Genomic DNA, 25,152 nt, shown 5'->3' on the forward strand with positions numbered 1-25,152 from the left:
GGTAGCGAAATTTGTATAAACAAGCAGATTTCGCCCATATTTCACCAATATTCTCGCAACGTGTTACAATAACTATTGTCGCGTTAAACTTATGGGGAAGTTGATGAAGAAATTGGTGTTGTTTTTAAGTATCCTTGCAATTTCAGGTATATATGCAGGTACAACAGATCCTACTTATGAGGAAATTACAGATATTCAATTTGATGTTGTTCGTTCATTTGATGTTCTAGATACCGAAACAGGCTATTCCCACCGTATTGACGCTCCAAAAAGGGGAAGCGATAAGAGCATTAAGGTTCGTATTGTTGGCCAAAATAATTGGGCCTATAGAATTAAGATTGAAGTTGATGGCATCGAGCACGAAAAAACTTATCACGTAACAAAGAGATATCTTAAAGAGGCCCTTGATATGGCAACGGCCTATAATTATATCCGCCTAAACCGTATGGTTGGAGAAGTCGGAAACCCTCCTGTTGAGCCGTGTGGGGATAATACTGTATCAACAAGCCAGAGACCTAGGCCACGCCCTGTTTATGTAAGTGAGATTTTTGAAGAACCTGAAAATATCATTACAAATAATCAAACGTGGAAAGCTGGTTGTGAAGTTCTTGAGAACCGCGGTTCATTATCAGCAGAAGATAGTGAGTCAAAATCTAAGCTTGCCCAGTGTATGAAGAGTATTCAAAACTCTATTACGCGCCAAGGGACTCTTACGAATCGTGGGCAAATATTTAAGAATCTTTATAAGTACCTAAGGCCAGAAGAACAGCATTTTGCAGCGATGGTTTTTACAGCTCAAGGTGAAGCGGGGATTCTTGTTCGCGATATAAATGGCGGGGAAAGACACCCAGAAGAAATGATGATGATTATGAAGGTTATTGATAACCGTGTTCGTAACTCAAATGAAGATGCTACGCGAGCAGGTAAGAAAGGTGATACAAGAGCTCTTGATATTGCTTTAGATCCTTGGCAATTCTCAATGTACAATCATAATGAAGATAACTGGAGACAGATGATGTTACCTGGGCGTAATCAAGAGTTTGATACGGCCATTGATGCTTATATGAAGTTTGGAACGGCAGATTTTAAGCCTAAGCCAGATGTTGATCATGTTTATCATTACCATGCAAACTGGATGCTTCCGACAAATGATGCTTGGGGAGATAACTTCAGAGCAAATCAAGATAATTGGGAATTAAATGTTAAGGTTGATGGAGAGCTTCTAAGACAACCAAACCCGATGTATAATGAAAACAATGCAAGCGATCGCAAGAAGATTGCAAAGAGTTGGAAAAGACAACGCCATATTTTTTATAAACCGATTGATACTGATGGAAAGATCGTTGATGGCGACGATTGGCATTGGACGGTAAAAAAGCCATTTAGGTCATAATGAAAAAGCTATTATTAATTTCTACATTTTTATTTCAAGCAATTGCATTCGCCGGTGTGAATGATTGGTCTATTGTTAATATCAAAGGTGACTTTTGGCTTAAAAAGAAAGACTCAAAAACACTTAAGGCCAAGATCACAAAACGAACAGGTAAGAGTAAAGTCACTGAGACAAAACCAGTAGGTGAAAATTATGAACTTATTGTCTATTACTCAGGGTCTGCTGGTACTTTTCAGTTAATCGATATTTACTATGCTGTTATCTTTGATAAAAAGAAAAAACAATTTATCGGGGATTACCCTTGGGCCTATAAAGCGCAAGAGGGTTCTAAGAAGGTCGATAACCCAAAATGGGATATCTCAGACAAGTTTATTAAAATCAATGATGTGCAAACAGACTTGAATAAAACAATCGAATTAAGATCAAATTAAAAAATCATAAATGAGTGAGGCGAGGGCGCGTGCGTCCTTTGCCGATAACTCATCAAATAACGGATTGTATTCGTAAATTCCCAAGATTTGTTTTTTATCAGTAGTGTACTCTTTGTATTGTGAAACTAACTTTCTTAAAAACTCAAGAGGAATACCGTCGTGGTTAACTGCGCTTACTGCTTGCATATCTGCTGCTGCAATAGCATCAGCATCAATACTAAAGAGGATATCTCCATCGTGACTTTTATAGATATTGTCCATAAAACTAATATCACTAAAAGTGTGTGATAGTTCTTTTAGCTTCTTTGTATCAATAATATCCATCTTCATGCCCTCATAATTTTGAGGAACGTTGGCATATTGATGAATACCAATTTGGAGAATCTTTACATCTTTTTGCTTGGCCACCTGGCGAAAGGGAGTTCCAGAATGGTAGACATCATCACTTCTTGTATCGAGGTGAGCATCAATATTAATGAGAAGTGGATTCTTTAGTTGGGTTCCCATGGCCAGTGGGTATACATGATCATGGCCACCGCCGAGATGAACAATCTTCTTGGCCGTGACTTTTTTTATTGTCTCAATTGACTGGGCCTGCATCTTATCAAAGTCTAATTGTTCTTGGTTTGCGACGCTGATGATACCAAGCTCTTGCAAATTATTATGATCGGCAAATTTTTTAAGCTGCGAAAGAATGACTTTTGGTCCATGGGAAGCTCCACGACGTCCACCATTTCTAACAACTCCAAGATCATTCTCACTTAAAAGAAGCGCTTGCTGTGTCTTAAAGTCATCAAATTTGAAGCGAGTGGCAATGGATTGTGATTTTCTTTTGTTAAGATTGTCATCTATTTCTTTCCAGCCCATGTAACTTCCTTTAAAGTATAACTATGCAAAAAAATTGGTATATTAATCAGTCCGGTAAAAACAAGGGACCATTCAACGCTCAAGATATTATCGACTTTTATGATAAAGGTCTAATTAAATCCTATCAACTTTGTTGGCGCAAGGGGGCCGCGAATTGGAAGCCTGTCTTTGCTGTCATTCAAGTTGCCCGCAATGAGGCCCAGTCATATTATGAGTCTAAGGTATTAGATGAGGATCATGATCTTCCTGAAATTCCTATTCACGAAGCAAAGTCTTTTGGCGACAATGATGACTTCAATGAAGACGACATTCCGCCTGCTTTAGAGGAAGAGTTAAGTGAAGAACTCGATCAGGAGTATGATCAGGACAATCTCAAGTCAGTTTCTTCATTTGATATCAACGATACTGAAGTCGAATTAGAGGCACAGATGCCTAGTAAATTCCCAATTTACTTAACTGTAGTAGCAAGTTTTATTATTGCTGTTGTGGTCGTTGTAAGCTTTTACATGGCCGCTGGACCTAAGGTAAAAGAGGTCGAGTTAAAAAATATCTCAATCAGCGCATTAAACGAATTTAAAAAGCCTGTTAGTCCTAATGATGTTCACTTAATTGTGAATAAGGATATGTCGACTCTTTATATCAAGCTTCCTTTCCAAAAGAGAGTGAGTGTCGAGTTAATCTTACATCGAAAGCCTGATGAATTTCACCGTGGTGACGTTCTTGTTAAGGCCCACAATATCGGTGAGGGTGGAATTATTGAGTTTAAGGACCTAATACTAGAAGAAGGTCAAAACTTCATTCCCGGCGCATACGCAGTCACATTTATTTATGATTACTTAGGCTTGTTAGATAATATTAAAAGTAAATTGGGAAGTGGTTCAAATCGTGAAGTCTTAGAAAAGAAGGTCTTTCTTGTTCCTGAAACTCGCGAAAAGTATATTGAGAAAATTACTAAAGTTGAGAAGAAGAAAACACTCGCTTCTAAAAAGAATATTGCCGCTATTAATGAAAAGCTTAGAACACTTGAGGCCATTATTTCTTCAATGTCGATTCACTACCGACTCTCTCTAAGTCAACAAAGTGGCTGGCTTGCTCATAAGGAATTTAAACAGCGCTACGCTAAGAATATTGCACCTCTTTTACAGAGTATCGTTTTATCAAATTATGACCTCAATAATACAAAGTTATCGGATGATGAAAGAAAGCTTGAAAATGAGGTTCATGCACTTGGTAAGGATATTAGTGCTTGGAGTGTAAAGCTAACTGAAAAGCTCTCTCGTTATGGCATGCTTAATAAGAAGAAGCGTCTTTATCTAAGAAGATTCATGGATAAGGATCGCGTGAACTTTCAGGCTTCAAAGAACGAAGTTCAAAAACAAATCAAAGAGCTGCTTTAAATCTATTCTAATTCGATTGGAATATACTTGCCGCGCTCATTTTGCGTAATCTTTGCACTGGCATATTTTGGGTCATGTTCAAAGATTACGCGAAGATCTTTCTCCACAATCATCTTTAGAAACTCAATCTTATCAACTGTCGTCTGCCCAGGTGCTATGTCATAGCCCATAACCCAAGGTACGTGAATATGATTTGAAGTCGGGATTAAATCTGCAAGGTAAATATAGTCCTTCGTGTATGGATGAATAAGGTGAGGAGTGTGGCCATAAGAACACTTAAAACGAAGGCTATCATCACTTAATTTTAAAATTTCACCTTCTTTACCCGTCAGCCAATGAACACGTCCGGCCTTATCAAATTTCTCAATTGTTTCTTTAAAATATTGAGTATGGAATGAACCACTATCTCTTAATGTTGGGTTAAGTGCATATTCCCAGTGATCCTTATGAAGGTGAATTGTGGCATTAGGAAAGACTGGTGCAAATTCACCATTTTCATCTTTATATACCATTCCTCCAACGTGGTCGAAGTGAAGGTGGGAGATCACAAGGTCTGTCACGTCAGAACAGTTAATTCCCTTGTCTGCAAGGGCCTTAACGAGAGGTGAATGTTCTTGGCGAACATCAAATTGTTGATCAAACTTTTCACCGTGGTAATCACCAATTCCAGTATCAGTTATAATGATGCGATCTTGATCTTTAATAATCCAAAGTCGCAGATCAAGGTCAATGCGATTGTAATCATCCGCAGGATGAACCTTATTCCATAATGGTTTTGGAATAATGCCAAACATGGCACCACCGTCTAATCTAAATTTACCAGGGCTAATCAGTATGTTTTCCATGCCTTAATTGTGCGAAAGTTTGGAAATAGCTTCAAGACTGTGAGCGTTATATTGTGGATAACTCTTTTGTTCTAAATCTTAATCATTTAATGCACAAAAAACTTGGGGAAAATGACACGACTCACCTAGAAAGATATGGTCTTGCCCTCTATTATAAGCCAGTAAAATCATGAATATTTCATAGACAAAAAACTTAGGAGTTTTAATGAACGTACATGAGTACCAGGCCAAGGGTTTAATGAGAGATATGGGCCTGAAGGTTCTTAGAGGTGAAGTTGCGAAGACTGTTGATGAAGCAGTTGCTGCGGCAGAAAAATTAGGTGGAAATATTTGGGTTGTTAAAGCTCAAATTCACGCAGGTGGGCGTGGTAAAGCAGGTGGTGTTAAGCTTGCAAAGTCAATCGAAGAAGTTCGCTTACACGCTGACGATATTCTAGGTAAGACTCTTGTTACTCACCAAACTGGTCCAGAAGGAAAGAAAGTACACACACTTTTCATCGAAGAAGGTTGTGACATCGAGCACGAGTACTATGCTGGTGTTGTTCTAGACCGTGCAACTGGTAAAGTTACAATGATGGCCTCTGAAGAAGGTGGAGTTGAAATTGAAGAAGTTGCTCACAAAACTCCAGAGAAAATTATTAAGGTAGCAATCGATCCTGCAGCTGGATTTACTCCATTTGTTGCTAGAAAGCTTGCATACGGAATTGGTCTTAAGACAAAAGAAGAAGTGAAAGAAGCTTCAATCTTCTTTAAGGGTCTTTATGATCTATACATGAAGTACGATTGTTCAATTGCAGAGATCAACCCACTAGTGAAAACTAAGCAAGGTGATATCTTAGCACTTGATGCAAAGTTAAACTTCGATTCAAACGCTCTTTTCAGACATCCTGAAGTTCAAGAACTAAGAGATCCAACTGAAGAAAGTGAAAAAGAGCTAGCAGCAAGTGAATTTGGTGCAGCTTATATTGAGCTTGATGGAAATATTGGTTGTCTAGTAAACGGTGCAGGTCTTGCAATGGGTACAATGGACATCATTAAGCTTCACGGTGGTGAGCCAGCTAACTTCCTTGATGTTGGTGGATCAGCAACAAAAGAAACTGTTCAAAAAGCATTCTCTCTAATTCTTCAAGATGAGAACGTTAAAGCAATTCTAGTTAATATCTTTGGTGGAATCATGAAATGTGACATTATCGCTGAAGGTGTTGTTGCAGCTGCAAAAGAACTAGAATTAACAGTTCCATTAGTAGTACGTCTAGAAGGAACAAACGTTGCTCTAGGTAAGAAAATATTAAATGAATCAGATCTTGCAATTATCGCTGCAGAAGATCTAGCTGATGCTGCTAAGAAAGCAGTTGAAGCAGCAAAAGGGGAGGCGTAATGGCCATTCTTATTAATCGTGATACAAAACTAATCACTGTTGGTTTTACAGGTAAGCAAGGTACTTTCCACTCACTACAATCAAGAGACTACGGTACTAACTTTGTTGGTGGTGTAACTCCAGGTAAAGGTGGAACAGTTCACGAAGGTTTCCCTGTTTTCAATACAATTAAAGAAGCTATGAATAAGACGGAAGCGAATGCGGCCATGATTATGGTTCCACCTCCGTTTGCAGCTGACTCTATTCTTGAAGCAATTGATGCAGAAATGCCACTTATCATTGCTATTACAGAAGGGATTCCTATCCTTGATATGGTTAAGGTTAAAGCAGCTCTTAAAGGTTCAAAATCAAGACTAATTGGTCCTAACTGTCCAGGTGTTATCACTCCAGGTGAGTGTAAGATCGGAATTATGCCAGGTCACATCCACATGCCAGGTCGTGTAGGTGTTATCTCTCGTTCAGGAACTCTTACTTACGAAGCTGTTTATCAGTTAACTCAAAGAGATATCGGGCAATCAACTTGTGTTGGTATCGGTGGTGACCCGGTAAACGGAACTAACTTCATCGACGTACTAGAGCTTTTCGAAAAAGATCCAGATACAGATGCAGTTATCATGATCGGTGAAATCGGTGGTTCTGCTGAAACAGATGCAGGTCGTTGGATTCAAAAGAACATGAGTAAGCCAGTTGTTTCATTCATCGCAGGTGCTTCAGCGCCTCCAGGTAAGAGAATGGGGCACGCAGGTGCAATTATCTCTGGTGGAGATGATACTGCAGAAGCTAAGTTTAGAATTCTTGAAGAATGTGGTGTTACAGTATCACGTTCTCCAGCTGAGCTTGGTGAGACAATGGAGAAGGTTTTAAAGAACCTTTAATTAAAAAATTAAGGAATTTTTCCGCAAGATAATTTATAGGAGATTAGTATGGAAAGAACTTTTAGTATCATTAAGCCAAACGCGCTACTTGATAACAACATCGGTAACATCATTAAGAGATTCGAAGAAGAAGGACTAAGAATCGCTGCACTTAAACTTACTCACCTTTCAAAAGAGAAAGCTGAAGGTTTCTATATCGAGCACAAAGATAGACCATTCTTTGGTGAACTTGTTGCTTTCATGACTTCTGCGCCAGTTGTACTTATGTGCCTAGAAGGTGAAAACGCAGTTGAAAGAAATAGAGAAATCATGGGTGCAACTAACCCAGCTGAAGCTGCTGAAAACACTCTAAGAAAGCTATACGCTAAGTCAATCGGTGAAAACGCTGTTCACGGTTCAGACTCTCTAGCTTCTGCAGAAAGAGAACTTGCTTATTTCTTCGAAAAAGATGAAATCGTTTCACGTTTCTAATTATCTTTTAATTTAAAAGCATAATAAGAGAAGGCCCTGTTTATGACAGGGCCTTTTTTATACTTGTTCATATTGTATGAATTGTGATAAAAATTATTGATGAGAACGTTGATATTTATCGCTACACTTTTTAGTCTAAGTACTTTTGCTAATAAAGTACCGAGGCAAAAAATTAAAATATTCAATCAAACACTTCATAAAGAAGATAAGATTGTTAAGGTAGATTATTTTACGAAGATACCGAGTGTTGAGTTTGATTTTTTCGATCCATATCAGCAGCATAAGAAAGTAAAAGTCACGGCATTTTCTCTCGAAAGCCTCTTTGTTTACTTTGCTCCTGCTGCTACTTCTGTGAGGCTTAAGGCCATTAATCTATATAAGGTACATATCCAAAGGAACGTAGAGCGTTCAAAAACGACTTATATTATGTATAAGCAAGATGGCCAATGGTTGAAAAATTCAGAGTTAGGGCCAATGAGAATCATCAGAAAGGATCTTGGTATAATTGCCAAAGATAAGATCACTGAAGAAGGAGCTGATTGGATCTGGATGATAAATGAGATCGAATTTGTCTATGAGTAAGCTTTCTAATAAGCACTTATTCTACAGCTTTCTAATTATCCTTGTTCTTATGCTTTCAGCTGGATTCGGAGCAGGTCTTCGAATCTTTGACAAGGAAGAACACAGACTCTTTAACTCAAGAGTTGTTGCTAGGCTTTATTTTCATGTGGCCTATGCCATCCACGATACTCATAAAAAACTCATTAAGTTTAAAGAAACGCCAACAATAGATAATCTAGAAGATGCCTATTTAAGAATTGATGCAAGTTTTGGACAAATTAGTGCCCTTAAGAGTGAAGCCTTCATCTTAGATGAGTTTGAAACGAAGTCTTTCCAAGACTACTTAAAAGTCGCAAATAAAATACTCACATCTGCTCGTAATATTATTGAAGGGGTTCTAACGAGGGCCGAAAGTATTGAAGGTTATGAGTTTCAGGAGAGTGACTTTAAGGAAATCACTAAGTCGATTGTGATCTTGGAGAGATTAAGTGATTTAAACTTAGAATTAGAAAGTGAATTCTGGCAGATCTCTGCTTATGTTTACGGTGATATCACTAGCTCTTTTGACTTTAAGCGTGCCGTCTATGTTGCATCTTTATCTGGGCTTACTATATGTCTTATCGGTTTTCTCGTCATTCTTGTGTTAAAGATTCGAAGCGATGAAAGGCTTGAAGAAAAGAATGTTGAGCTAGTTAATAATTATCGTCTAGCAAATCTTGGTGAATTTGCGGCCAACGTTGCACATGAAATCAATAATCCGCTAACTGTGCTTTTGTGGAGTGTGAAGAGATTAGAAAAGAATACAGTCGATGAGGAAGAGAAGAAGCGCTTTAATATGATTAAGAATCAGGCACAACGTATTGATCAAATTATTAAAGGGATCAAACTTCTTTCTAAAAACTCCAATCATCTCAATAATAGTCCTATTGATGTTGATCGTCTTTTTGATCAGCTTCAAGAGCTGGTTATTCATAAATGTAGCGCAAATAATATTGCTTTAAATATTGAAGGTGACTGCGATGGTTGTCAGATTTGGGGAAAGGAAGTTCAAATCCTTCAGGTTCTAACAAATTTTGTTTCTAATTCTGTTGACGCAATTGAAGAGATGGAGAAGGGGCGAATTACCATTCGCTACGAATCTAATAGTGACAATCAGCTGATCATTCATATCATTGATACTGGAAAAGGGATTGAGCTCAAGGATCAAAAGAAACTCTTTGCTTACATGTATACAACCAAGCCTGAAGCCGGAATGGGGATTGGTTTGGCCCTTAGCACGCAAATTATTGAGTCCATGAATGGCCATATCAAGTACCTCAATGAAGAGAAGAATACGACATTTGAAATAATGCTGCCACTCTATCGTAACTCTTCTAAATATAAGTCATTGAAATCATAGGACTTGCTCTCTACAACGAACTGTCTAAAAATCAAAGATCATATGTAAATCTTACAAGGCTCATTGAGACTGATGCTGCGTCGTAGTATATTCAATGGGAGAGAAAATACCCATGGAGGTAGAAATGTTTAACATTGGAGATTACGCAGTTTGCCCTGGCCACGGTGTGGGACAAATTGTGGACATCGAAGATCGCGAGGTGGGAGGACATAACCTTTCATTCTACATCATCAAAGTTGTAGCAAATGGAATGACTGTTATGGTTCCTACAAATTCCAAAGATGGAATTAGAGTACTCGTCGACGAAAAAGAGATCAATGAAGTTTATGAGCTTCTTAATGATCACGATGTAACAGTTGATAATTCAACTTGGAACCGTCGCTACAGAGACTATATGGAAAAAGTGAAGACAGGTTCACTTTTAGAGATTGCTGATGTCCTTAGATCACTATTCTTATTAAAGAATAAGAAAAATCTTTCGTTTGGTGAAAAGAAAATGCTTGAGCAGTGTAGAGATTTAATTGTTCAAGAGATTTCAATCAAGAACGGGGCAGAGAAAGTAGAAGTAAAAAATCAAATTGAGAGCTGTTTTAATTAATAGCTTTATAAGTTCAAGGTTCTTTTGAACTTATTCTCTTGTGTTGTGTGTGTGAAATAAGCGTTTGTGGGGTAACTTGCAAACGCTTTATTTTTTTGTACCGATGCCATTATCTTAAAGACTATCAAAATATCTTTTTTCAACATTCTCAAGTAGCTCTTTCGGTGTTACTTCCATTATGTATTCAGTATTTCCTTCGTAATTAATTCGCTCATGAATTGGTTTAAAACCCCATCTCTTAAATGATCGAGCTCTAATTTTGTCCGCTTCAATGACTATTCGATCAAGACCCTCTACTTTTTGTGCGGCAAAGGTTACTGCTGCTATTAGGTCATTAGCATTAAAGGTGGAATCATTTCCATCCACAGCAAAACGTCCAATCTCTGCGATAATTTCACTTCTTTGTCTTTCTACCTCATGGCCTGTAAAGATCTCAAGAGGAAGCTTTTGATCTGCTTCTTTTGAAACAGTAATTGAAATTGTTCCTGAGATATCGATAGTATCTTTTTCTCTAGAGAGGTAGCGGATGCCTGAGTCATCATACCCTTTAAAAGAGTATTTCATATAGGAGTTTCTAGCTGCTGCAAGAACGATCGTTCGATTTTCTAATTGTTCCGTAATTTCTTTAAGCTTATTTAAGTCTTGGGTCTCAATATTTAGACGATTCTTGTACTGATTAAAGAGAAAGTCTCTTACTGTACTCACTAGTTCTGGGCGTGAGTCATGATCTCTTATAGCACCAATCATATGAAAAGATGCCTTTACCTCATTATCATTCATATAGGTAAAGCTTTGAACTCTCTTTACACCTCTTTGAGCAGTGAAGAAATTTTGATTGTATTTTAAGCTATTCAAAAAATTAGCAAACATCGTTTGGTAACTTATCTCTTCACTTTCATTTGCAGAAATATTAAAGATTGAATTGCTCGTTGAGGTTGTGTTATCAAAATGAACAAGAGTTCTTGTTCTTCCATGAGAATCGATGTGAACCGGCTCGTGTAACTGATAAGAATTATCTCCAAGTTGTGCGTATGGGACGTAGTCCAATTCTCCTCGATAGAATTCTATAAGAGTGTTAATTCGTTGATATTCACTAAGAAGATAATCAGTTACTTCTTTTTCGCCTTTCTTATGAGCTTCATAAATAATAGTACTGATATCATTTTGATACTTATAAAGTTTAAAAATATTATTCTCATATTGTTTTTGATGGTACTCGCTCAGTTGTGAAAGGGGAGTTACGGCCTTTACCTTATCGGCCTTAATAAGATGTTGCTGATTAAGTGGGATTTTTTGATTTCCTCTAATTGTTGTAAAAACTAAATGGCCATCTTCTATTTTTCGATTTAGTCCTGAGCGATGAATATATGAGAGGTTTATACCCTTATACTTATCTTTCAAATATGTAATGATTTGTGCAACCTTTGTGTTGTATTTAGGATCAGTTCCAAAATTGACAAATTCAGAGATCGCCTCGAGACAAGAATTAGGCCTATTAACGCTTGCAATAGAACGACGTGCAACTTCGTCTTTACTCAGAAAAAAACTAAGAATTACGAGAATGGAAAATACACAAGAAATTAGAATCTTCACTAATTACTATTCGGAATTTTGACGTTTATTCTTTAGTCGTTTAGTCGGTTAATTATCGTCTCAAGCCTTTTTGTATAGGCCTTAACCTCTTCTTCTGGATCAATTACATTATAAAGGCTTAATATTTGGATGATGGCACCTGTTAGGAACTCATGAATGGCCTGACCAGCAAGTTCTGGATTTAGGTCTTTGGCAAGTTGTCCATTCTCTTGAGCACTACGAACGAGATCGATAATTCTCTTTCTTCCGGTGTGAATGAGATTGGCAGCAGTTTGTGAAACCTTCTGGTCAATTGAGGCACGATAGTAAAGATAGAGAATCGTTTTGGCCTCGTTAGGACGGTCAATCAGCCATTGGAAATTAGCGAGACAATGTTTTTTTAGCCTTGTAAGAGAAGTATCTTCTTCGCAAATTGTGCTTATGACTCTAGCGTGGTTCTTTGAAACGATATACTCGAGAACTCCAAGAAAGAGTTCAGACTTATTTTTAAAGTAGTGAAAAACTGCAGACTGACTAACTCCAAGAGTATTTGCAATCTTTTGAAAAGATGCACCGTCAATACCTTTCTGTGCCATCTGATCAATTGCTGTTTCAATGATCGCGGTCTTTCTTTTTTCACCTTTAGGTGTTTCACCTACACTCATTTAAAATCCTAATAACAATTCGTATTCTGACTATCATATAAACTTTCTATCGAGTTTACAAAATCTAACTTGGTTATATTAATGATACCTCAATTTCGCTGTTTTAAACTAGGATAATGAGATAAAATAGGCATATGAGTGAAAATGTATTTAATTTAAAATCAAAGTTTAAGCCTTGTGGTGACCAACCTGAAGCGATAAAAACAATTGTCGAAAAACTTAGTGCTGGTATTAAAGAGCAAACTCTTTTAGGAGTAACGGGTTCAGGTAAAACATTTACCATGGCCAACGTTATTCAAAAGCTTGGAAAGAAAACTCTTATACTTGCTCATAATAAAACACTTGCGGCACAGCTCTATGCTGAGTTTCGTGACTTCTTTCCTGATAACGCTGTTGAGTACTTTGTTTCTTACTATGATTACTATCAACCTGAAGCCTATGTTCCAGGCAGTGACACTTATATTGAAAAAGACTCATCAGTGAATGATGAGATTGATAAACTTCGCCACTCTGCAACTCGATCACTATTAGAGAGAGATGATGTCATCATCATTTCTTCTGTTAGTTGTATTTATGGGATTGGTTCTCCTGATGAGTATGCAAACATGAGAGAAACTCTCTTTGTCGGTGATGAGAGAGATCGTGATGAATTTTTAAAGTCACTTGTTGCCATACAATATGAAAGAAATGATATCGATTTTGTGCGTGGTTGCTTTCGTGTTCGTGGTGATATCGTTGAAGTTTTTCCGGCCCACGAGGATTCAAATGTCGTGCGTATTGAATTCTTTGATGACGAAATTGAAAGTATTACAATTGTTGACCCTTTAAGGGGAACTAAGATACAAGCACTTCAAAAAGTAACAATCTATCCAAAGTCCCACTACGTTGTTGGTGAGGAGCGAATGGAGCATGCTTTAGAGACAATTAAAGTGGAACTTCGAGAAACGCTACAGGATTTAGAAAAGAAGAATAAATTAGTTGAAAAGCAAAGACTTGAGCAAAGAACACTTCTGGATATTGAGATGCTAGAGGAGATGGGCTTTTGCTCAGGGATCGAAAACTACTCTCGTCACATGACTGGAAGTGAGCCTGGAGATCCTCCTCCAACTCTTATTGATTTTTTTAGAAAAGATTTTCTTATGATTATTGATGAGTCCCATATCACTGTTCCTCAGGTTGGTGGTATGTATAGGGGAGATCGAGCAAGGAAGATGAATCTCGTTGATTATGGTTTTAGGCTTCCTTCTGCACTTGATAACCGTCCTCTTAACTTTGAAGAATTTAAGTCAAAATTAGATGATATTCTTTATGTGTCTGCGACTCCTGGTAATTATGAGTTGGAGAGAACACATGGAGAGTTTGTTGAGCAAATTATTAGGCCGACTGGTCTTCTTGATCCAATCATTGAAGTAAGGGATGCGACAAATCAGGTTGATGATTTACTAGTCGAAGTTAAAAAGATTATAGAAAAAGGTCAAAGAGTTCTTATTACGACACTAACAAAGAAGTTGGCCGAAGAATTAACAAATTTCTATCACGGTAGCGGAATTAAGGTTAAGTACCTTCATAGTGATATTGATACTATTGAGCGAGTTGAGATTATTCGCGACCTTAGGCTTGGTGAGTTTGATGTTCTCGTTGGAATTAACTTATTAAGGGAAGGACTTGATATTCCAGAAGTTTCACTTGTGGCCATTTTAGATGCAGATAAGGAAGGTTTCTTAAGGTCTGAAAGATCTCTTGTTCAAACTATTGGCCGTGCCGCCAGAAATAGTGACGGTAAGGTTCTTATGTATGCTTACCAGATGACAAAGTCGATGGAGCGTGCAATTGGCGAGACAAAGAGGCGTCGAGCGATTCAGATGGAGTATAACGAGGCCAATGGAATTACGCCACAGACAATTCTAAAAGAAGTGTCTGGCGGAGTTATTGAGACTCTTCGTGGTAATAAGAAGAAGGGGAAAAAGAGCGGGCCAAAAGAAGTTACGATGTCTCCTGATGAGATTAAAAAACGTATTGCTGAGCTTAAGCTTGAAATGAAAGAAGCTTCTAAGGATCTACGTTTTGAAGATGCTGCTAAGATTCGTGATGAAATTAAGTTCTTAAACGAATCATTTCTAGTCTTTGGCTAACCTCAGTGGTAATTGGCATACTCTTTAAGAAATTAAAGAGCCCTAGAGCATGGCCATGACGAATTGAGAATTCATCTGCTTCAATTTGTTTTGTCATCTCACTTAATTGAGATCTCATTGTAAAGTGGCGATAGTAGAGGTGACCTAACTCGTGGAAGATCACTGCTTGGGCCATTTCATTATCTGCAGAACGAATCATTTTGAGTAATTGAGGATAAATAAGGACAAATGTTTTATCTCCATGTGAAGGGATAACACTTGAGTACATTCCTTGGCTTTCTAAAAAAACGAGTTGTCCATAAGATGCTAAGCTTTCACATTCCTCATCATCAAGTTGACCTAGTATATCTTGAAAGAATCTGAAAATATGTGGGTTTGAAACGATCCAATGGTGTGCTGGATCAGAAAAGTCCACTAATGGTAGGTTTTGTTCTTCAGTATTCTTTGTAAATGTTTTCTTTATTGCGTTTATCATGCATTCTTCATCGGATCGAAACTTACGTGACATCAGTTTCAGAGTACATTAGGCCGTTACTAGGTAAGCTTTGCCAGCTATAATCGATAAAATATTAAATAGTTACAATATAAATATGAATAATAAACAATTAACCTGCCTCTTTTTCTCCTTTTTATTTAGTCTCTTATTATCTAATGAGGTCTATGCTCAGCAGAGAATGGAGAGGGCCGAAGCATTTATTGTGACGGCCATGCCTAGTTATTACAAAGTAATTTCTCCGGCCAAGATGAGAAATGGAAGGGTTGCAGTTATTGTTCAGAATAAAACTCTCACTTCTATTCGTGGGAAGTTTATTGATGAGTATGATAAGAATTTAAAATTTATTACAGTTAAGTCTGATATGGAAGTAAGTGTTGAGTTTGACTTTAATACTAAGAAGAAATTTTTCTTTGTTCCACTAGACCCTGCTTTTCAAAAAGTAGTCTTGAATATAGGTAAGTCGGCGTATGAGATTCCTTCGCAAAAATAATTCAAAGAAAACCATTATTGTTATTTCTGATGTTCATTTAGGAGCAGGAGAGTATGTTGATGGTGTAAGAAATTATCTAGAGGACTTTCACTACGATGAAGAGCTCGTGGATTTTCTTGAATACTTTAGTAAAGAGGAATATGCCAATAAGGATGTCGAGCTAATTATTAATGGTGACTTTTTTGATCTCTTGGCCGTCCCTTATGTAAAAGTTTATGATGATGAATTTTGGTCAGAAGAGTCTTCTTTAAAGAAGCTAAAAATGATACTTGAAGCTCACAAAGAAGTTATGCAGGGCCTTAATGATTTTCTTAAGGCAAAGAATAAGAAAATAACTTTCATCATTGGTAATCATGATGCTGAGCTAGTCTTTAAATCACTACAGGACTTAGTCCTAGAATGCTTTGATAAAAGTGTTCGTTCTCGCTTTGAAATTCGCCACCTAAATGATGAATATCGCCCGGCCGATCGAGTCGTGTTAAAGCATGGACACGAATACGAGATTGCTCATACCTTTGATGAAGAACATTGTATTATTGAAGATGAGTCGGGGAAGAGATATTTTAATCCTCCTTGGGGATCATATTATGTGACAAGGGTTATAAATAAATTTAAGGAAGAACGTGACCACGTTAATGCTGTAAGGCCAATTAATAAGTTTCTTATCAATGGATTAATTTACGATACATTTTTTACACTTAGATTTATGCTGGCAAACGTAATCTATTTCATTATGGTGCGTTCAATTTTCCTCTTTAAAATAAGTGATAACTTTGGTGACTGGCTAAAACTTTTCTTTAAAGAACTTACACTTTTTCAAGACTATGAATCTCTTACTTTTGACTATCTACAACAGGCAGAGGATACAGACGTTCTAATCGTTGGTCACACTCATGAGCCAATTTGCCGTACATACTCTAATGGAAAAACTTTTATCAATACTGGAACATGGACTCGTATGTATAATCTTGATTTTGGGAAAGGGACTGGAACAACTCAGCTAACTTTTGCAAAGATTGAGGTAATGGATAGCAAGAGTGATAAAGATGTAAAGATTCAGGCAAACCTTCATACTTGGATGGGGCGCAATACTCTTCCTTATGGAACGTTTAGTTAGAGGTTTAAGACACTTGTAACATGAGGCCTAATTCGTCCACTATAGTTAACATTGAGGCCACTTACGTCCGCTCCCGCATCAATCATATAGACAACACTACTTAGTGATGTTTTTTCTCCTGTGATTAATCCGTAGCTATACTCCATTATGTGGGAGATAAACTCTAGAATCTCGCTGCTAAGGTTAAGACCTGCTTGTGAGATCTGATCAGGCATACCTGTACCATCATACTTTTCGTGATGAATATCGATTAACTTTTTACATGTGTCACTAAGTTCAATTCCACTTTGGTCAATGAACATACGACTGAATTTAACATGCTTATAATATTGCTCTCTTTGATCTGTTGTAATCTCGGTGTGATTGCCGTGAGTGATATTAGGGGATATTTGAGTCAGGCCAATATTTGCTAAGAATGAAGCACATACTAAATCCGCCAAGTCATCAGGCTTATCTATCATTAGTTTTTTAGCAAAGAAGTAGCTTAGGGCAACAATACGATTGGTCAGATTATCTTTATTCAGGTGAACACCTGCAAAGTGACGTGCAAGAGATACAGTATGACTGATATCGATAGAAAAAAGCATGATCTCTTTTTGTGCCCTTAAAATAATAGGTAGAAAGTCATCCTTATCAATTGCCTTTGAAACCATACTACGAAGAGGAGGAAGAGCGATATGCTCACTAATTCTCTGTTCTTCAATGATATTCTCATACTCCTTAAGTATTTCAATTTTTTTCTTCGTTTCTTCAATTACTTTAGGTTCGATCTCTTCAAGTTCTCCAACTGTCGCGAGATATGTCATTCGCTGAGAAAGCTTGACTGCAATCTTTCCTTTCTTACTTTCTTCGATATAACGAAGGAGCTCATAACTATCATTTGTTAAAGGCGTGTTGGCCTTAAGAGATAGGTTATAGGTTTTATCTTTCAAGTTATAGACATAGAGAGAGAAAGCAAAAGTCTTAATGTCTTTTAGGGAGCTTAATTTGATAAAGAAATATGCTCTCATTTCTTACCTCCAAAGATTCCTTTAAAAAGTCCACTAACTGAATCAGAAATAGAATGACTCTTTTTTGATGCTATTTTTGTTGAGGCACGATCTTCTCCACTTAGGTAGCTACCTTTTAATACCTGGAGGCATAACTCGACTCTTTTAGGATTCTCACTAGATCTTGCAACTTCATCTTTTGAAGTTAGAAAGAGTAGGAAATTATGATACTTCCCATTTTCTATAATAGGGATGTGATAATAGAGAAGCTCACTTTGAAAAGTCGTATCATTCCAGCTTGGTTTTCTCTTGGCCTTTAAGACATTCTTTATGGCATCAAAACGATCATCCACATCCTCATTGCCAAGAATACATTCATTTTGAATATTATATACAACGACAGTGCCGTGGCAGAAGGTATTAATATATTCATTCGTGAAGTTTTTGATACCATCGCCATCAATTACAAAATTCATGGCCTCAATAAAGAAGTTCATATCCTTTGGATCGGGAACAAAGATGGCGCCAAGTGCTTCTTCTATTTCTTGTTCATTTCGAAGCCTTTCAGCTTCCGCTTCAGCTAATGCCCTGGCACGTTCGGCTTCAAGTGCCTTTTGCTTTGCTTCCTCTTGTTTTCTTTTTTCCTCTTGTTGCTGTTGTAATTTTAACTCTTGAGCAAGGCGAGCGGCTTCTTCTTTCTTCTTGGCCGCTAGGGGATCGTCTCCTTCCGAGAACTTGATCTCTAGCTCTTCCTTAGTACCACCGTCATACTCCGGTTGCTTGTCCAGGTTACTATAATCGATAGTCTGCTCTCCAAGATCACCCTTTTTCTCATATTCAATTGTCGGGCCAGCAGCTTTTGTCTCTTGATCTTGTTCTTCTTCATTTCCTCTATTGAGGTCAAGATTGTGAACATTGTCATATCTTTTATTTTTCTCTTTCGAGTGAGCATCAAGGGAGGCGAAGAGGTCCTCATCGCTACTTTTCTTGTTGTCATCTTCTTGTGCAGCTCCTCTTTTTCCATTTGCTGCTTCGGATATGTCTTTTGTCTGTCTTTCTAAACCTTTTTCATTATCGATAAGCTCATCATTTCGTGAATTCTTAGAGCTTAGCCGCTCACTTGGTTTAGCTATTCCTTGATTGGACTGTAGTTCATCCAATGTTTTTAGTAAGTCGTCGTCAAAACCATCGTCATCATCGTCTATATCATCCAGTGTTGGATCAATCTTACCTTTTAAACTCGGGGCATTCTTCTTTTCATTAAAGTTAGATTTTCTGACACTATCAAGGCTTGCAAAGAGGTCTTCATCAGATTCTTTTTCATCTTCCACATCATCTAACGTCGGGGAGATACTTCCTTCTAGTGGTCCACCAGAGCCATCTGATTTACTTGTCGACTTCTTCACTTTATCGAGGCTTGCAAAAAGATCCTCGTCCGCATCTTTTTCGTCTTCAATATCATCTATGGTAGGGGAGACAATTCCTTGAAGAGCACCTCCGAGATCATCTGCTTTATTTGATGATTTCTTTACACTATCAAGACTTTTAAAAAGATCTTCTTCTGTTTCATCATCTTCAACTTCATCTAATGTAGGAGCGAGACTTCCCTTTAGTTGACCACCAAGTTCATCAGATTTTTGTGAACTCTTTTTTACATTATCAAGACTTTTAAGGAGGTCATCACCAAAGTCATCTTTATTATTTTCCTTATCATCTAAAGTAGGGGATGTTTGACCTTTCAGGTTACCACCAAGATCTTTATTCGATTTACTAGACTGTTGCTCAAGACTATTAAAGAGGTCTTCTTCAAAGTTAATCTCTGGAGAGGCACCCTCCTTATTACTTTTATCAACTGATCCTTTTAGGTGACCTGGGGCCTGATTATTTTGCTTTTGATGAGCACTTAAGTCTTTTAATGACATTCCTCGCTCTTCAATCTCATCCCCATCGCTATAGTCTGCATAGGTACTATCATCAAAGACATCTTTATTATCTTTTTGAGCTGCAGACTTTGCAACCTTGCCTTTTAGGTGGCCGCCGTTACTATTACGTTCGGCCTCTTTCTTATCTTCATAATTACTTTCAGGAGCAAGGGCCTTTTCTTCACCACTTTTAAGCTCCATTTCTGCGGCTTCTTCGGCCTTCTTTAGAGACCTTAGAATAAGATTTACTTTATACTCTAATGTTTTTGCGGGAACAGGTTCTTGAATATATTCAGTAAGGCCAATCTTTCTAAACTTCTCTAAAGTCTTAGGTGGAATGGACTTTGAATTAATCAAAAGTACCTTCACATTATTCTTGTGAATGAACTTTCTTAGGGGCTGAATACATTGAGCGGTCTTCTTAGGACTACAAGCAATCGTGAGTGACTGGCCAATAGTAGGGATTAGTTGATTATATTCCTCAGGGTTTTCAACTTCATAGATTTCGATACCTTCTGCTTGCGCAGATGCTTCAATCGTTTCCTTGAGCTTCTTTACTGTTTCTGTAAGAGGCTCGAGAAATATGAGTGGTTTCCCTTCTTCCATATAGGTCATTATCGGTGAATTCTTTATTTTATTTATAAACTTATCATTATAGAGGCCAAAAATATTAAGGATATTGAAACGCTTTCTTAATTTTAGAAAATGTAAAAAAAAAATAAAATAATTTAATATTTTCCTAAAGCTTTCATTTTCACCTCCGAGAAGATTCATGTTAGGTCAGAAGACTTAATTAAAAAGTTAATAAAATTCACAAGAGCAGTATGCTCATTGTTCCAATGGTCGGGACAACCCTGAGTACGGGGGGGAAATAGATCACGGAGGTATCACAATGGGTATGCGTATTAACACAAATGTAACGTCTTTAGCTGCACAAAGATCATTAGGTCAATCAAACTCAGCTCAATCAAAGTCATTAGAAAAACTATCATCTGGTACAAGAATTGTACGTTCAGCTGACGATGCTGCAGGTCTAGCAATTTCTGAGAAATTAAAAGGGCAAATTAGATCAACTAATCAAGCAGAAAGAAATGCGAGTGACGGTATTTCAATGATTCAAATCGCAGAAGGTGGTCTGAATGAAGTATCAAACATCTTAGTAAGATTAAGAGAACTATCTGTACAAGCTGCATCGGACACAGTAGGTGACACTGAGAGACAGTTTACAGATCTTGAGTATCAAAACCTTAAGCAAGAGATCCAAAGAATTTCAGAAGTTACTGAGTTTAACGGAAAGAAACTACTAACTGGAACTGGTGATAAGTTTGATATCCAAATCGGTATTAATAATGATGATTTCCAAGATAGAATTCAATTTGATACGAATGTACTGAATTCTTCTCTTGAAAACCTAGGTGTAGCAGACCTTGAAGTAGGTTCGAAAGAAGGTGCTCAATCTGCTCTAGCAAACCTAGACTCTGCAATCGAAAGTATTGCAGGACAAAGAGCTGAGCTAGGTGCTAAGCAAAATAGATTAAATTCTACAATTAACAACCTACAAATCAGTTCAGAAAACTTAAGTGCTGCCAACTCTCGTATCAGAGACACTGACTACGCAGCTGAGACAGCGAAGAAAGCTAAGAATGATATTCTTGTTAACGCTGGTTCTTCAGTACTTGCTCAGTCTAACTCTCAAGGTGCTGCAGCTCTAAAACTAATTGGTTAATTAAAACCACAATAATTACTGCAAAAGGATGGCCCCGCGAATGCGGGGCTTATTTATGTTCAGGATGGACGGTATGTCGGCGAGAGGCAGGAGCCGAAGCCGACGAGTTTGCGTGCATCCGCATGGCACCTAGTGAGTAAATTCCGATTGGGCCTCTGTGTTAATTAAAAGCTCAACTCCAAGGCCGTCCAAGGCATCAAGAACTTCATCAAATTGATCTTTTACGATTGTGATCGTTTCACTATTAAAATTCTCATTTAAATGGTTTTGTAAGAGAGCAAGGTAATTTGCCGCCTCAACGCTCCCAAGGGAAATTGAATCATTGATAAGGTGATTAAACTTCATATTAATGATTGATTGAAAATTCTCCCAGTCTTCAGGGTTAACTTTTAAGTATTCAAGTTGATGACTAAGGTGCTTCATTCGCCCTTGTAAATTTCTTGCTTGAAATTTCTTTAGTTCTAATTCATTCATCTAGACCCTCCTAGTGCTCTAGTAAGTCTATCTTAATTGAATTTATAATTGAGTTGTTACTGCTTTGTTAGATGTATGAAAACTTTGGATTAGTCGATTGCTTGAACTTGGATACCGTTCTCTTTTAGCTTTTTCGTAAACTCACCATCGCCCTCAATAAGGTTGCCAGCAAAGCTTCCATCATAGACAAGACCTGCTCCACACATTGGTGACTTTGATTTTAACAGGGCCTTGGTACATGAATTTTCCAATGCAATCTCTAAAGACTTCTGGGCACCTAGTTCATAGTTGATACTGACGTCTTCCCCGTTAATTGTGATGAGTTTACCATCAACGTTCTCTGCTGGTGGACGAGGAGTAGGAAGCCCTCCGAGCTCTTCTGGGCAAACAGCGATGGCCTTGCCCTGAGCAACGAGGTCACTTATAAGTTGTTGTTTTTTGTGCTCACCGTCATATCGACACTTCTTACCGGCCAAGCACGCACTTACGATCATCATATTTAACAAGAATACGTTAAAATCGTCGAATTCGCCACTGTGTGTCGAGGATTCTTGAATAAATTACAATATCATTATTGAAAATCCTATTTATGGTAAAAAATCGGACTAAATGAAGTTTTTGGAGACGAATTTTGCTTAAGGCAATAACACTTATAACTATCTCTCTTCTTGTTCTATGTTCATGTGGAACTCCAGGTGGAGAAGATGGTGTTAAAAAGAATGTGACGAGACAAACCTCGAAATTAGAGACCTCAACGAAGGTTAAGTTCGACTGTTTCGATGAGGGGCAGTGTACTGACTCATTCATTCTCTTTATCAATAGCTCAGGTGAATTTCCAACATATTGCACAGGCTATATGGCCGATGAACAGCATATGATTGTTCCATCTCGTTGCGTGGCCGAAGCAAAATGTAGTTCAATTGCAGCAAAGACAACAAATGGACGAGTTTACCAGTGTGGTGAAATTCTCGCCGGCCAATCCCAATTTAATGAAGAAAAAACTTATAATGGAAATTTCACTACGATCAAATTTAAGGAAGTGATTCCTGGGAATTATGCTGAAATATCTGATAATAAGATGAGTGACTTTAATTATTACCAATTATGGTTCATTAAGAAGAAGCTTGATAATACTGGCTATGAACTTAACCGTATGAGATATAACTGTCGAAAGACAAATAATAATGTTCTCTTTCCAAGCAATAATGATGATTCTTCGGCAGTTGCTATGAAAAATTGTAATATTCGCGATGATTCAATGGGTGGTGGAGTTGTTGACACAAGAACTGGAGACGTTCTTGGCCTTGTTCATGGATCAATTAATGAAGATAAGACCTTTAGGCGATTTATGCACGGAAGAAAAGGCTCTACTCTTACTCTTGCAACACCAATTAAATGTATCTTAAAAACATTTAACCTTGATGATGAGGGGAGTGAGGAAGCTAGCTACTGTAATGCCCCTGTATATCGCCCAGGTTCTGCGGAGCACTCTAAGCAATTAGCAGATTTATTTAGGTTTAATAATCGTCGAATTGATCATGTCTTTTCTAGACTTGCTGGAGTAGGTGAAAATTATATTCGTTACCGCGAATTCTTTGCTCTAAGTTATGAAAGTATTCCTTATCAATATCCAAGGGTTAGAATTTGTGAATTTCAACCTTACCTGAATCGTAGTTATGAAATTTATGGACGTGACTTTATTACGACTTGTATTGAAGCTAAGCTTGATATCGTATTTAGAGAAAGTCATTTAGAGAAGTCATTTTCAATTTATGATGACTTTGGTGATGTTGCTCTTAAAGTATTATACAAATAAAAAAAAGGCCTTCATTACGAAGGCCTTTTTATTACCTATCTAAAATATTGCATCAAACCACATTTTTCCTTCACGAGTATTACAATCAGATTCCCACAGGTGTTTGACTTCAAGGTATGCCTTGATTCCTTCTTCACCCATTTCGCGTCCTAGACCTGATTGCTTGAAACCACCAAAAGGCATACCTGGATTAAGTAGGTGATACTCATTTATCCATACGGTACCTGCTTCAATCTCTTTCGCAATATTAAGCGCACGATCTTCATTCTTTGACCATACAGCACCTGCAAGTCCGTAGATTGAGTTATTTGCTAAGGAGATAGCTTCTTCTTCTGTCGAAAATTTTGTGATACCAACAACTGGCCCAAAGATTTCTTCATGCCAAATAGTATTGTCTGGAGTGATTTCAAAAGCTGTTGGTTGGATATAATAACCCTTATCAAGACCGTTTTCAGTAACACGTTCTCCACCGTAAACTAGTGTTGCTCCCTCTTCTTTAGTCTTATTGATATAATTCATAACGCTGTTAAATTGCTTCTCACTCACAACTGGTCCAAGACCTGTTGTCTTCTCTGTGGTTGGGCCAGGGATCACTTGAGCAATGCGCTCCTTAAATTTTGCCATAAACTCGTCGTAGATACCTTCTTGGATAAGTAGGCGAGTACCTGAAGTACAGGCCTGTCCTGAGTGGTATAAGAAAGCAAAGAGTGAACCATCAACGGCAATCTCAAGATCGGCATCATCTAAGATGATATTGGCAGACTTTCCTCCAAGCTCTAGCGTTGTATTCTTAATTCCATCTGCCGACTGTTTAATGATCTCTCGACCTACAGAAGTTGAACCTGTAAAGGCTACTTTTGAAATATCCTTGTGATTAACAAGGTATGCACCTTCTTTAGCACCACCAGTTACAATATTTACAACACCTTTTGGAACACCTGCTTCAATGAGGACTTCTGCAAGCATCATCGCGGTTACAGGTGTTTCTACTGCTGATTTAAGAACAGTCGTGCAACCTGTTGCCAAGATTGGACCAATTTTCCACGCGGCCATTTGTAATGGAAGATTCCATGGAATAATTTGAGTACAAACACCAACTGGTTCATAGCGACGTGTATTCTTTGAAAATCCAGCGCGAGTTGCATTTTCATCGACAGCTTCAAAGTTAAACTTGGCCGTTACCTTACTCATAACTTTAAAGAAACTAATTGAGTTGTGAACATCAGCAGCAGCTTTTCTAAAAGTTGAGCCACTATCTTTGATCTCTTGAGAGATGAAGTCTCTCTTTCTTTCCTTTAAAATTTCAGAAATCTTTAAAAGGATTTCTGAGCGTTCTGTAGCTGTCTTATTGCGCCACTCTTTATTATAGAAGGCGCTCTTTGCCGCTTGTACAGCATCTTCTAGATCCTGAGTTGACGGAATATGAACTTTCGCAACTAGTTCTCCATTTGATGGATCAATCGAATCGACCATTTCACCAGATGATGAGGGCCTTATTTCTCCGTTAATGTATAATTTAATTTCTTGCATATATGCTC

At 37.7% G+C, this 25,152-nt stretch carries 24 protein-coding genes; 14 read left to right on the forward strand and 10 right to left on the reverse strand.

Features of this window, described 5'->3' with window-relative positions; all coding sequences use genetic code 11:
* The first annotated feature begins 103 nt into the window (after positions 1–103).
* Entirely contained in the window at positions 104–1,393 is a 1,290-nt protein-coding gene (locus ACRXC1_RS05620; protein ID WP_433657176.1) for a hypothetical protein, read from the forward strand.
* Positions 1,393–1,824 (forward strand): hypothetical protein, encoded by a 432-nt coding sequence (locus ACRXC1_RS05625; protein WP_433657178.1) that lies wholly within the window; start codon positions 1,393–1,395, stop codon positions 1,822–1,824. The genes ACRXC1_RS05620 and ACRXC1_RS05625 overlap by 1 nt, the downstream gene beginning before the upstream one ends.
* On the opposite strand, the gene ACRXC1_RS05630 is transcribed toward ACRXC1_RS05625, so the two are convergent.
* Positions 1,816–2,691, reverse strand: coding sequence for an arginase family protein (locus ACRXC1_RS05630; protein WP_433657180.1), 876 nt, complete (start codon positions 2,689–2,691; stop codon positions 1,816–1,818). The two genes, ACRXC1_RS05625 and ACRXC1_RS05630, sit on opposite strands and share 9 nt — an antisense overlap.
* Positions 2,692–2,714: 23 nt before the next feature.
* On the opposite strand from ACRXC1_RS05630, the gene ACRXC1_RS05635 reads away from it, so the two are divergent.
* On the forward strand, positions 2,715–4,088 hold the full coding sequence (locus tag ACRXC1_RS05635; protein ID WP_433657182.1) for a DUF4339 domain-containing protein: 1,374 nt from the start codon (positions 2,715–2,717) through the stop codon (positions 4,086–4,088).
* 2 nt (positions 4,089–4,090) lie between these two features.
* Here ACRXC1_RS05635 and ACRXC1_RS05640 read toward each other — a convergent pair whose 3' ends face one another.
* Positions 4,091–4,933: an MBL fold metallo-hydrolase gene (locus ACRXC1_RS05640; RefSeq protein WP_433657184.1), complete on the reverse strand. Its 843-nt coding sequence runs from the start codon at positions 4,931–4,933 to the stop codon at positions 4,091–4,093.
* Positions 4,934–5,138: 205 nt separating this feature from the next.
* Between ACRXC1_RS05640 and sucC the strand changes: the two genes are divergently transcribed.
* The 6 genes from sucC to ACRXC1_RS05670 all read left to right on the forward strand — a co-directional run bounded on the left by sucC (position 5,139) and on the right by ACRXC1_RS05670 (position 10,215).
* Positions 5,139–6,311, forward strand: coding sequence for an ADP-forming succinate--CoA ligase subunit beta (gene sucC / locus ACRXC1_RS05645; protein WP_392856207.1), 1,173 nt, complete (start codon positions 5,139–5,141; stop codon positions 6,309–6,311).
* A complete protein-coding gene (gene sucD, locus ACRXC1_RS05650) occupies positions 6,311–7,186 on the forward strand; it encodes a succinate--CoA ligase subunit alpha (RefSeq protein ID WP_021266725.1) in 876 nt (291 codons plus the stop codon). Before sucC ends, sucD begins: the two co-directional genes overlap by 1 nt.
* A gap of 42 nt (positions 7,187–7,228) precedes the next feature.
* On the forward strand, positions 7,229–7,657 hold the full coding sequence (gene ndk / locus ACRXC1_RS05655; RefSeq protein WP_392908600.1) for a nucleoside-diphosphate kinase: 429 nt from the start codon (positions 7,229–7,231) through the stop codon (positions 7,655–7,657).
* 99 nt (positions 7,658–7,756) lie between these two features.
* Positions 7,757–8,239, forward strand: a complete 483-nt coding sequence (locus ACRXC1_RS05660) for a hypothetical protein (RefSeq protein ID WP_433657187.1) — start codon at positions 7,757–7,759, stop codon at positions 8,237–8,239.
* On the forward strand, positions 8,232–9,617 hold the full coding sequence (locus ACRXC1_RS05665) for a sensor histidine kinase (RefSeq protein ID WP_433657189.1): 1,386 nt from the start codon (positions 8,232–8,234) through the stop codon (positions 9,615–9,617). Before ACRXC1_RS05660 ends, ACRXC1_RS05665 begins: the two co-directional genes overlap by 8 nt.
* A gap of 124 nt (positions 9,618–9,741) precedes the next feature.
* Positions 9,742–10,215 carry a CarD family transcriptional regulator gene (locus ACRXC1_RS05670; RefSeq protein WP_392907574.1) on the forward strand — a complete coding sequence of 158 codons (474 nt, stop codon included), beginning with the start codon at positions 9,742–9,744 and terminating at the stop codon, positions 10,213–10,215.
* Positions 10,216–10,329: 114 nt separating this feature from the next.
* On the opposite strand, the gene ACRXC1_RS05675 is transcribed toward ACRXC1_RS05670, so the two are convergent.
* Together ACRXC1_RS05675 and ACRXC1_RS05680 are read right to left on the reverse strand one after the other, a co-directional pair.
* On the reverse strand, positions 10,330–11,808 hold the full coding sequence (locus tag ACRXC1_RS05675; protein WP_433657192.1) for an N-acyl amino acid synthase FeeM domain-containing protein: 1,479 nt from the start codon (positions 11,806–11,808) through the stop codon (positions 10,330–10,332).
* A 32-nt stretch (positions 11,809–11,840) separates the two neighbouring features.
* The gene (locus ACRXC1_RS05680) at positions 11,841–12,452 is read right to left on the reverse strand and encodes a TetR/AcrR family transcriptional regulator (protein WP_433657194.1); all 612 of its coding nucleotides are present in this window, start codon (positions 12,450–12,452) and stop codon (positions 11,841–11,843) included.
* A 134-nt stretch (positions 12,453–12,586) separates the two neighbouring features.
* Here ACRXC1_RS05680 and uvrB point away from each other — a divergent pair, with 134 nt between their 5' ends.
* Positions 12,587–14,584, forward strand: a complete 1,998-nt coding sequence (gene uvrB, locus ACRXC1_RS05685; protein WP_433657196.1) for an excinuclease ABC subunit UvrB — start codon at positions 12,587–12,589, stop codon at positions 14,582–14,584.
* On the opposite strand, the gene ACRXC1_RS05690 is transcribed toward uvrB, so the two are convergent.
* Complete coding sequence (locus ACRXC1_RS05690; protein WP_392856190.1) at positions 14,547–15,059, reverse strand: M48 family metalloprotease; 513 nt, start codon at positions 15,057–15,059, stop codon at positions 14,547–14,549. The genes uvrB and ACRXC1_RS05690 overlap by 38 nt on opposite strands.
* Positions 15,060–15,174: 115 nt before the next feature.
* On the opposite strand from ACRXC1_RS05690, the gene ACRXC1_RS05695 reads away from it, so the two are divergent.
* Together ACRXC1_RS05695 and ACRXC1_RS05700 are read left to right on the forward strand one after the other, a co-directional pair.
* Positions 15,175–15,570: a hypothetical protein gene (locus ACRXC1_RS05695; protein ID WP_392907581.1), complete on the forward strand. Its 396-nt coding sequence runs from the start codon at positions 15,175–15,177 to the stop codon at positions 15,568–15,570.
* On the forward strand, positions 15,548–16,687 hold the full coding sequence (locus tag ACRXC1_RS05700) for a metallophosphoesterase (protein ID WP_433657199.1): 1,140 nt from the start codon (positions 15,548–15,550) through the stop codon (positions 16,685–16,687). Before ACRXC1_RS05695 ends, ACRXC1_RS05700 begins: the two co-directional genes overlap by 23 nt.
* Here the strand turns inward: ACRXC1_RS05700 and ACRXC1_RS05705 are convergent.
* Positions 16,684–17,697 carry an HD domain-containing phosphohydrolase gene (locus ACRXC1_RS05705; protein WP_433657201.1) on the reverse strand — a complete coding sequence of 338 codons (1,014 nt, stop codon included), beginning with the start codon at positions 17,695–17,697 and terminating at the stop codon, positions 16,684–16,686. The two genes, ACRXC1_RS05700 and ACRXC1_RS05705, sit on opposite strands and share 4 nt — an antisense overlap.
* Positions 17,694–20,204: a hypothetical protein gene (locus tag ACRXC1_RS05710; RefSeq protein ID WP_433657203.1), complete on the reverse strand. Its 2,511-nt coding sequence runs from the start codon at positions 20,202–20,204 to the stop codon at positions 17,694–17,696. The genes ACRXC1_RS05705 and ACRXC1_RS05710 overlap by 4 nt, the downstream gene beginning before the upstream one ends.
* Positions 20,205–20,490: 286 nt before the next feature.
* Between ACRXC1_RS05710 and ACRXC1_RS05715 the strand changes: the two genes are divergently transcribed.
* Positions 20,491–21,324 (forward strand): flagellin, encoded by an 834-nt coding sequence (locus ACRXC1_RS05715; RefSeq protein WP_433657205.1) that lies wholly within the window; start codon positions 20,491–20,493, stop codon positions 21,322–21,324.
* Positions 21,325–21,453: 129 nt separating this feature from the next.
* Here the strand turns inward: ACRXC1_RS05715 and ACRXC1_RS05720 are convergent, their stop codons facing one another.
* Entirely contained in the window at positions 21,454–21,798 is a 345-nt protein-coding gene (locus ACRXC1_RS05720; protein WP_433657207.1) for a hypothetical protein, read from the reverse strand.
* Positions 21,799–21,887: 89 nt separating this feature from the next.
* Entirely contained in the window at positions 21,888–22,295 is a 408-nt protein-coding gene (locus ACRXC1_RS05725; protein WP_392907594.1) for a DUF523 domain-containing protein, read from the reverse strand.
* Positions 22,296–22,429: 134 nt separating this feature from the next.
* Here ACRXC1_RS05725 and ACRXC1_RS05730 point away from each other — a divergent pair, with 134 nt between their 5' ends.
* Positions 22,430–23,614, forward strand: a complete 1,185-nt coding sequence (locus ACRXC1_RS05730) for a hypothetical protein (protein WP_433657209.1) — start codon at positions 22,430–22,432, stop codon at positions 23,612–23,614.
* A 39-nt stretch (positions 23,615–23,653) separates the two neighbouring features.
* Here ACRXC1_RS05730 and ACRXC1_RS05735 read toward each other — a convergent pair whose 3' ends face one another.
* Complete coding sequence (locus ACRXC1_RS05735; RefSeq protein WP_433657211.1) at positions 23,654–25,144, reverse strand: aldehyde dehydrogenase family protein; 1,491 nt, start codon at positions 25,142–25,144, stop codon at positions 23,654–23,656.
* Between the last annotated feature and the right edge of the window lie 8 nt (positions 25,145–25,152).

Origin of the sequence: Halobacteriovorax sp. GFR8 (assembly GCF_050955245.1) — a bacterium.
Taxonomy (GTDB): domain Bacteria; phylum Bdellovibrionota; class Bacteriovoracia; order Bacteriovoracales; family Bacteriovoracaceae; genus Halobacteriovorax_A.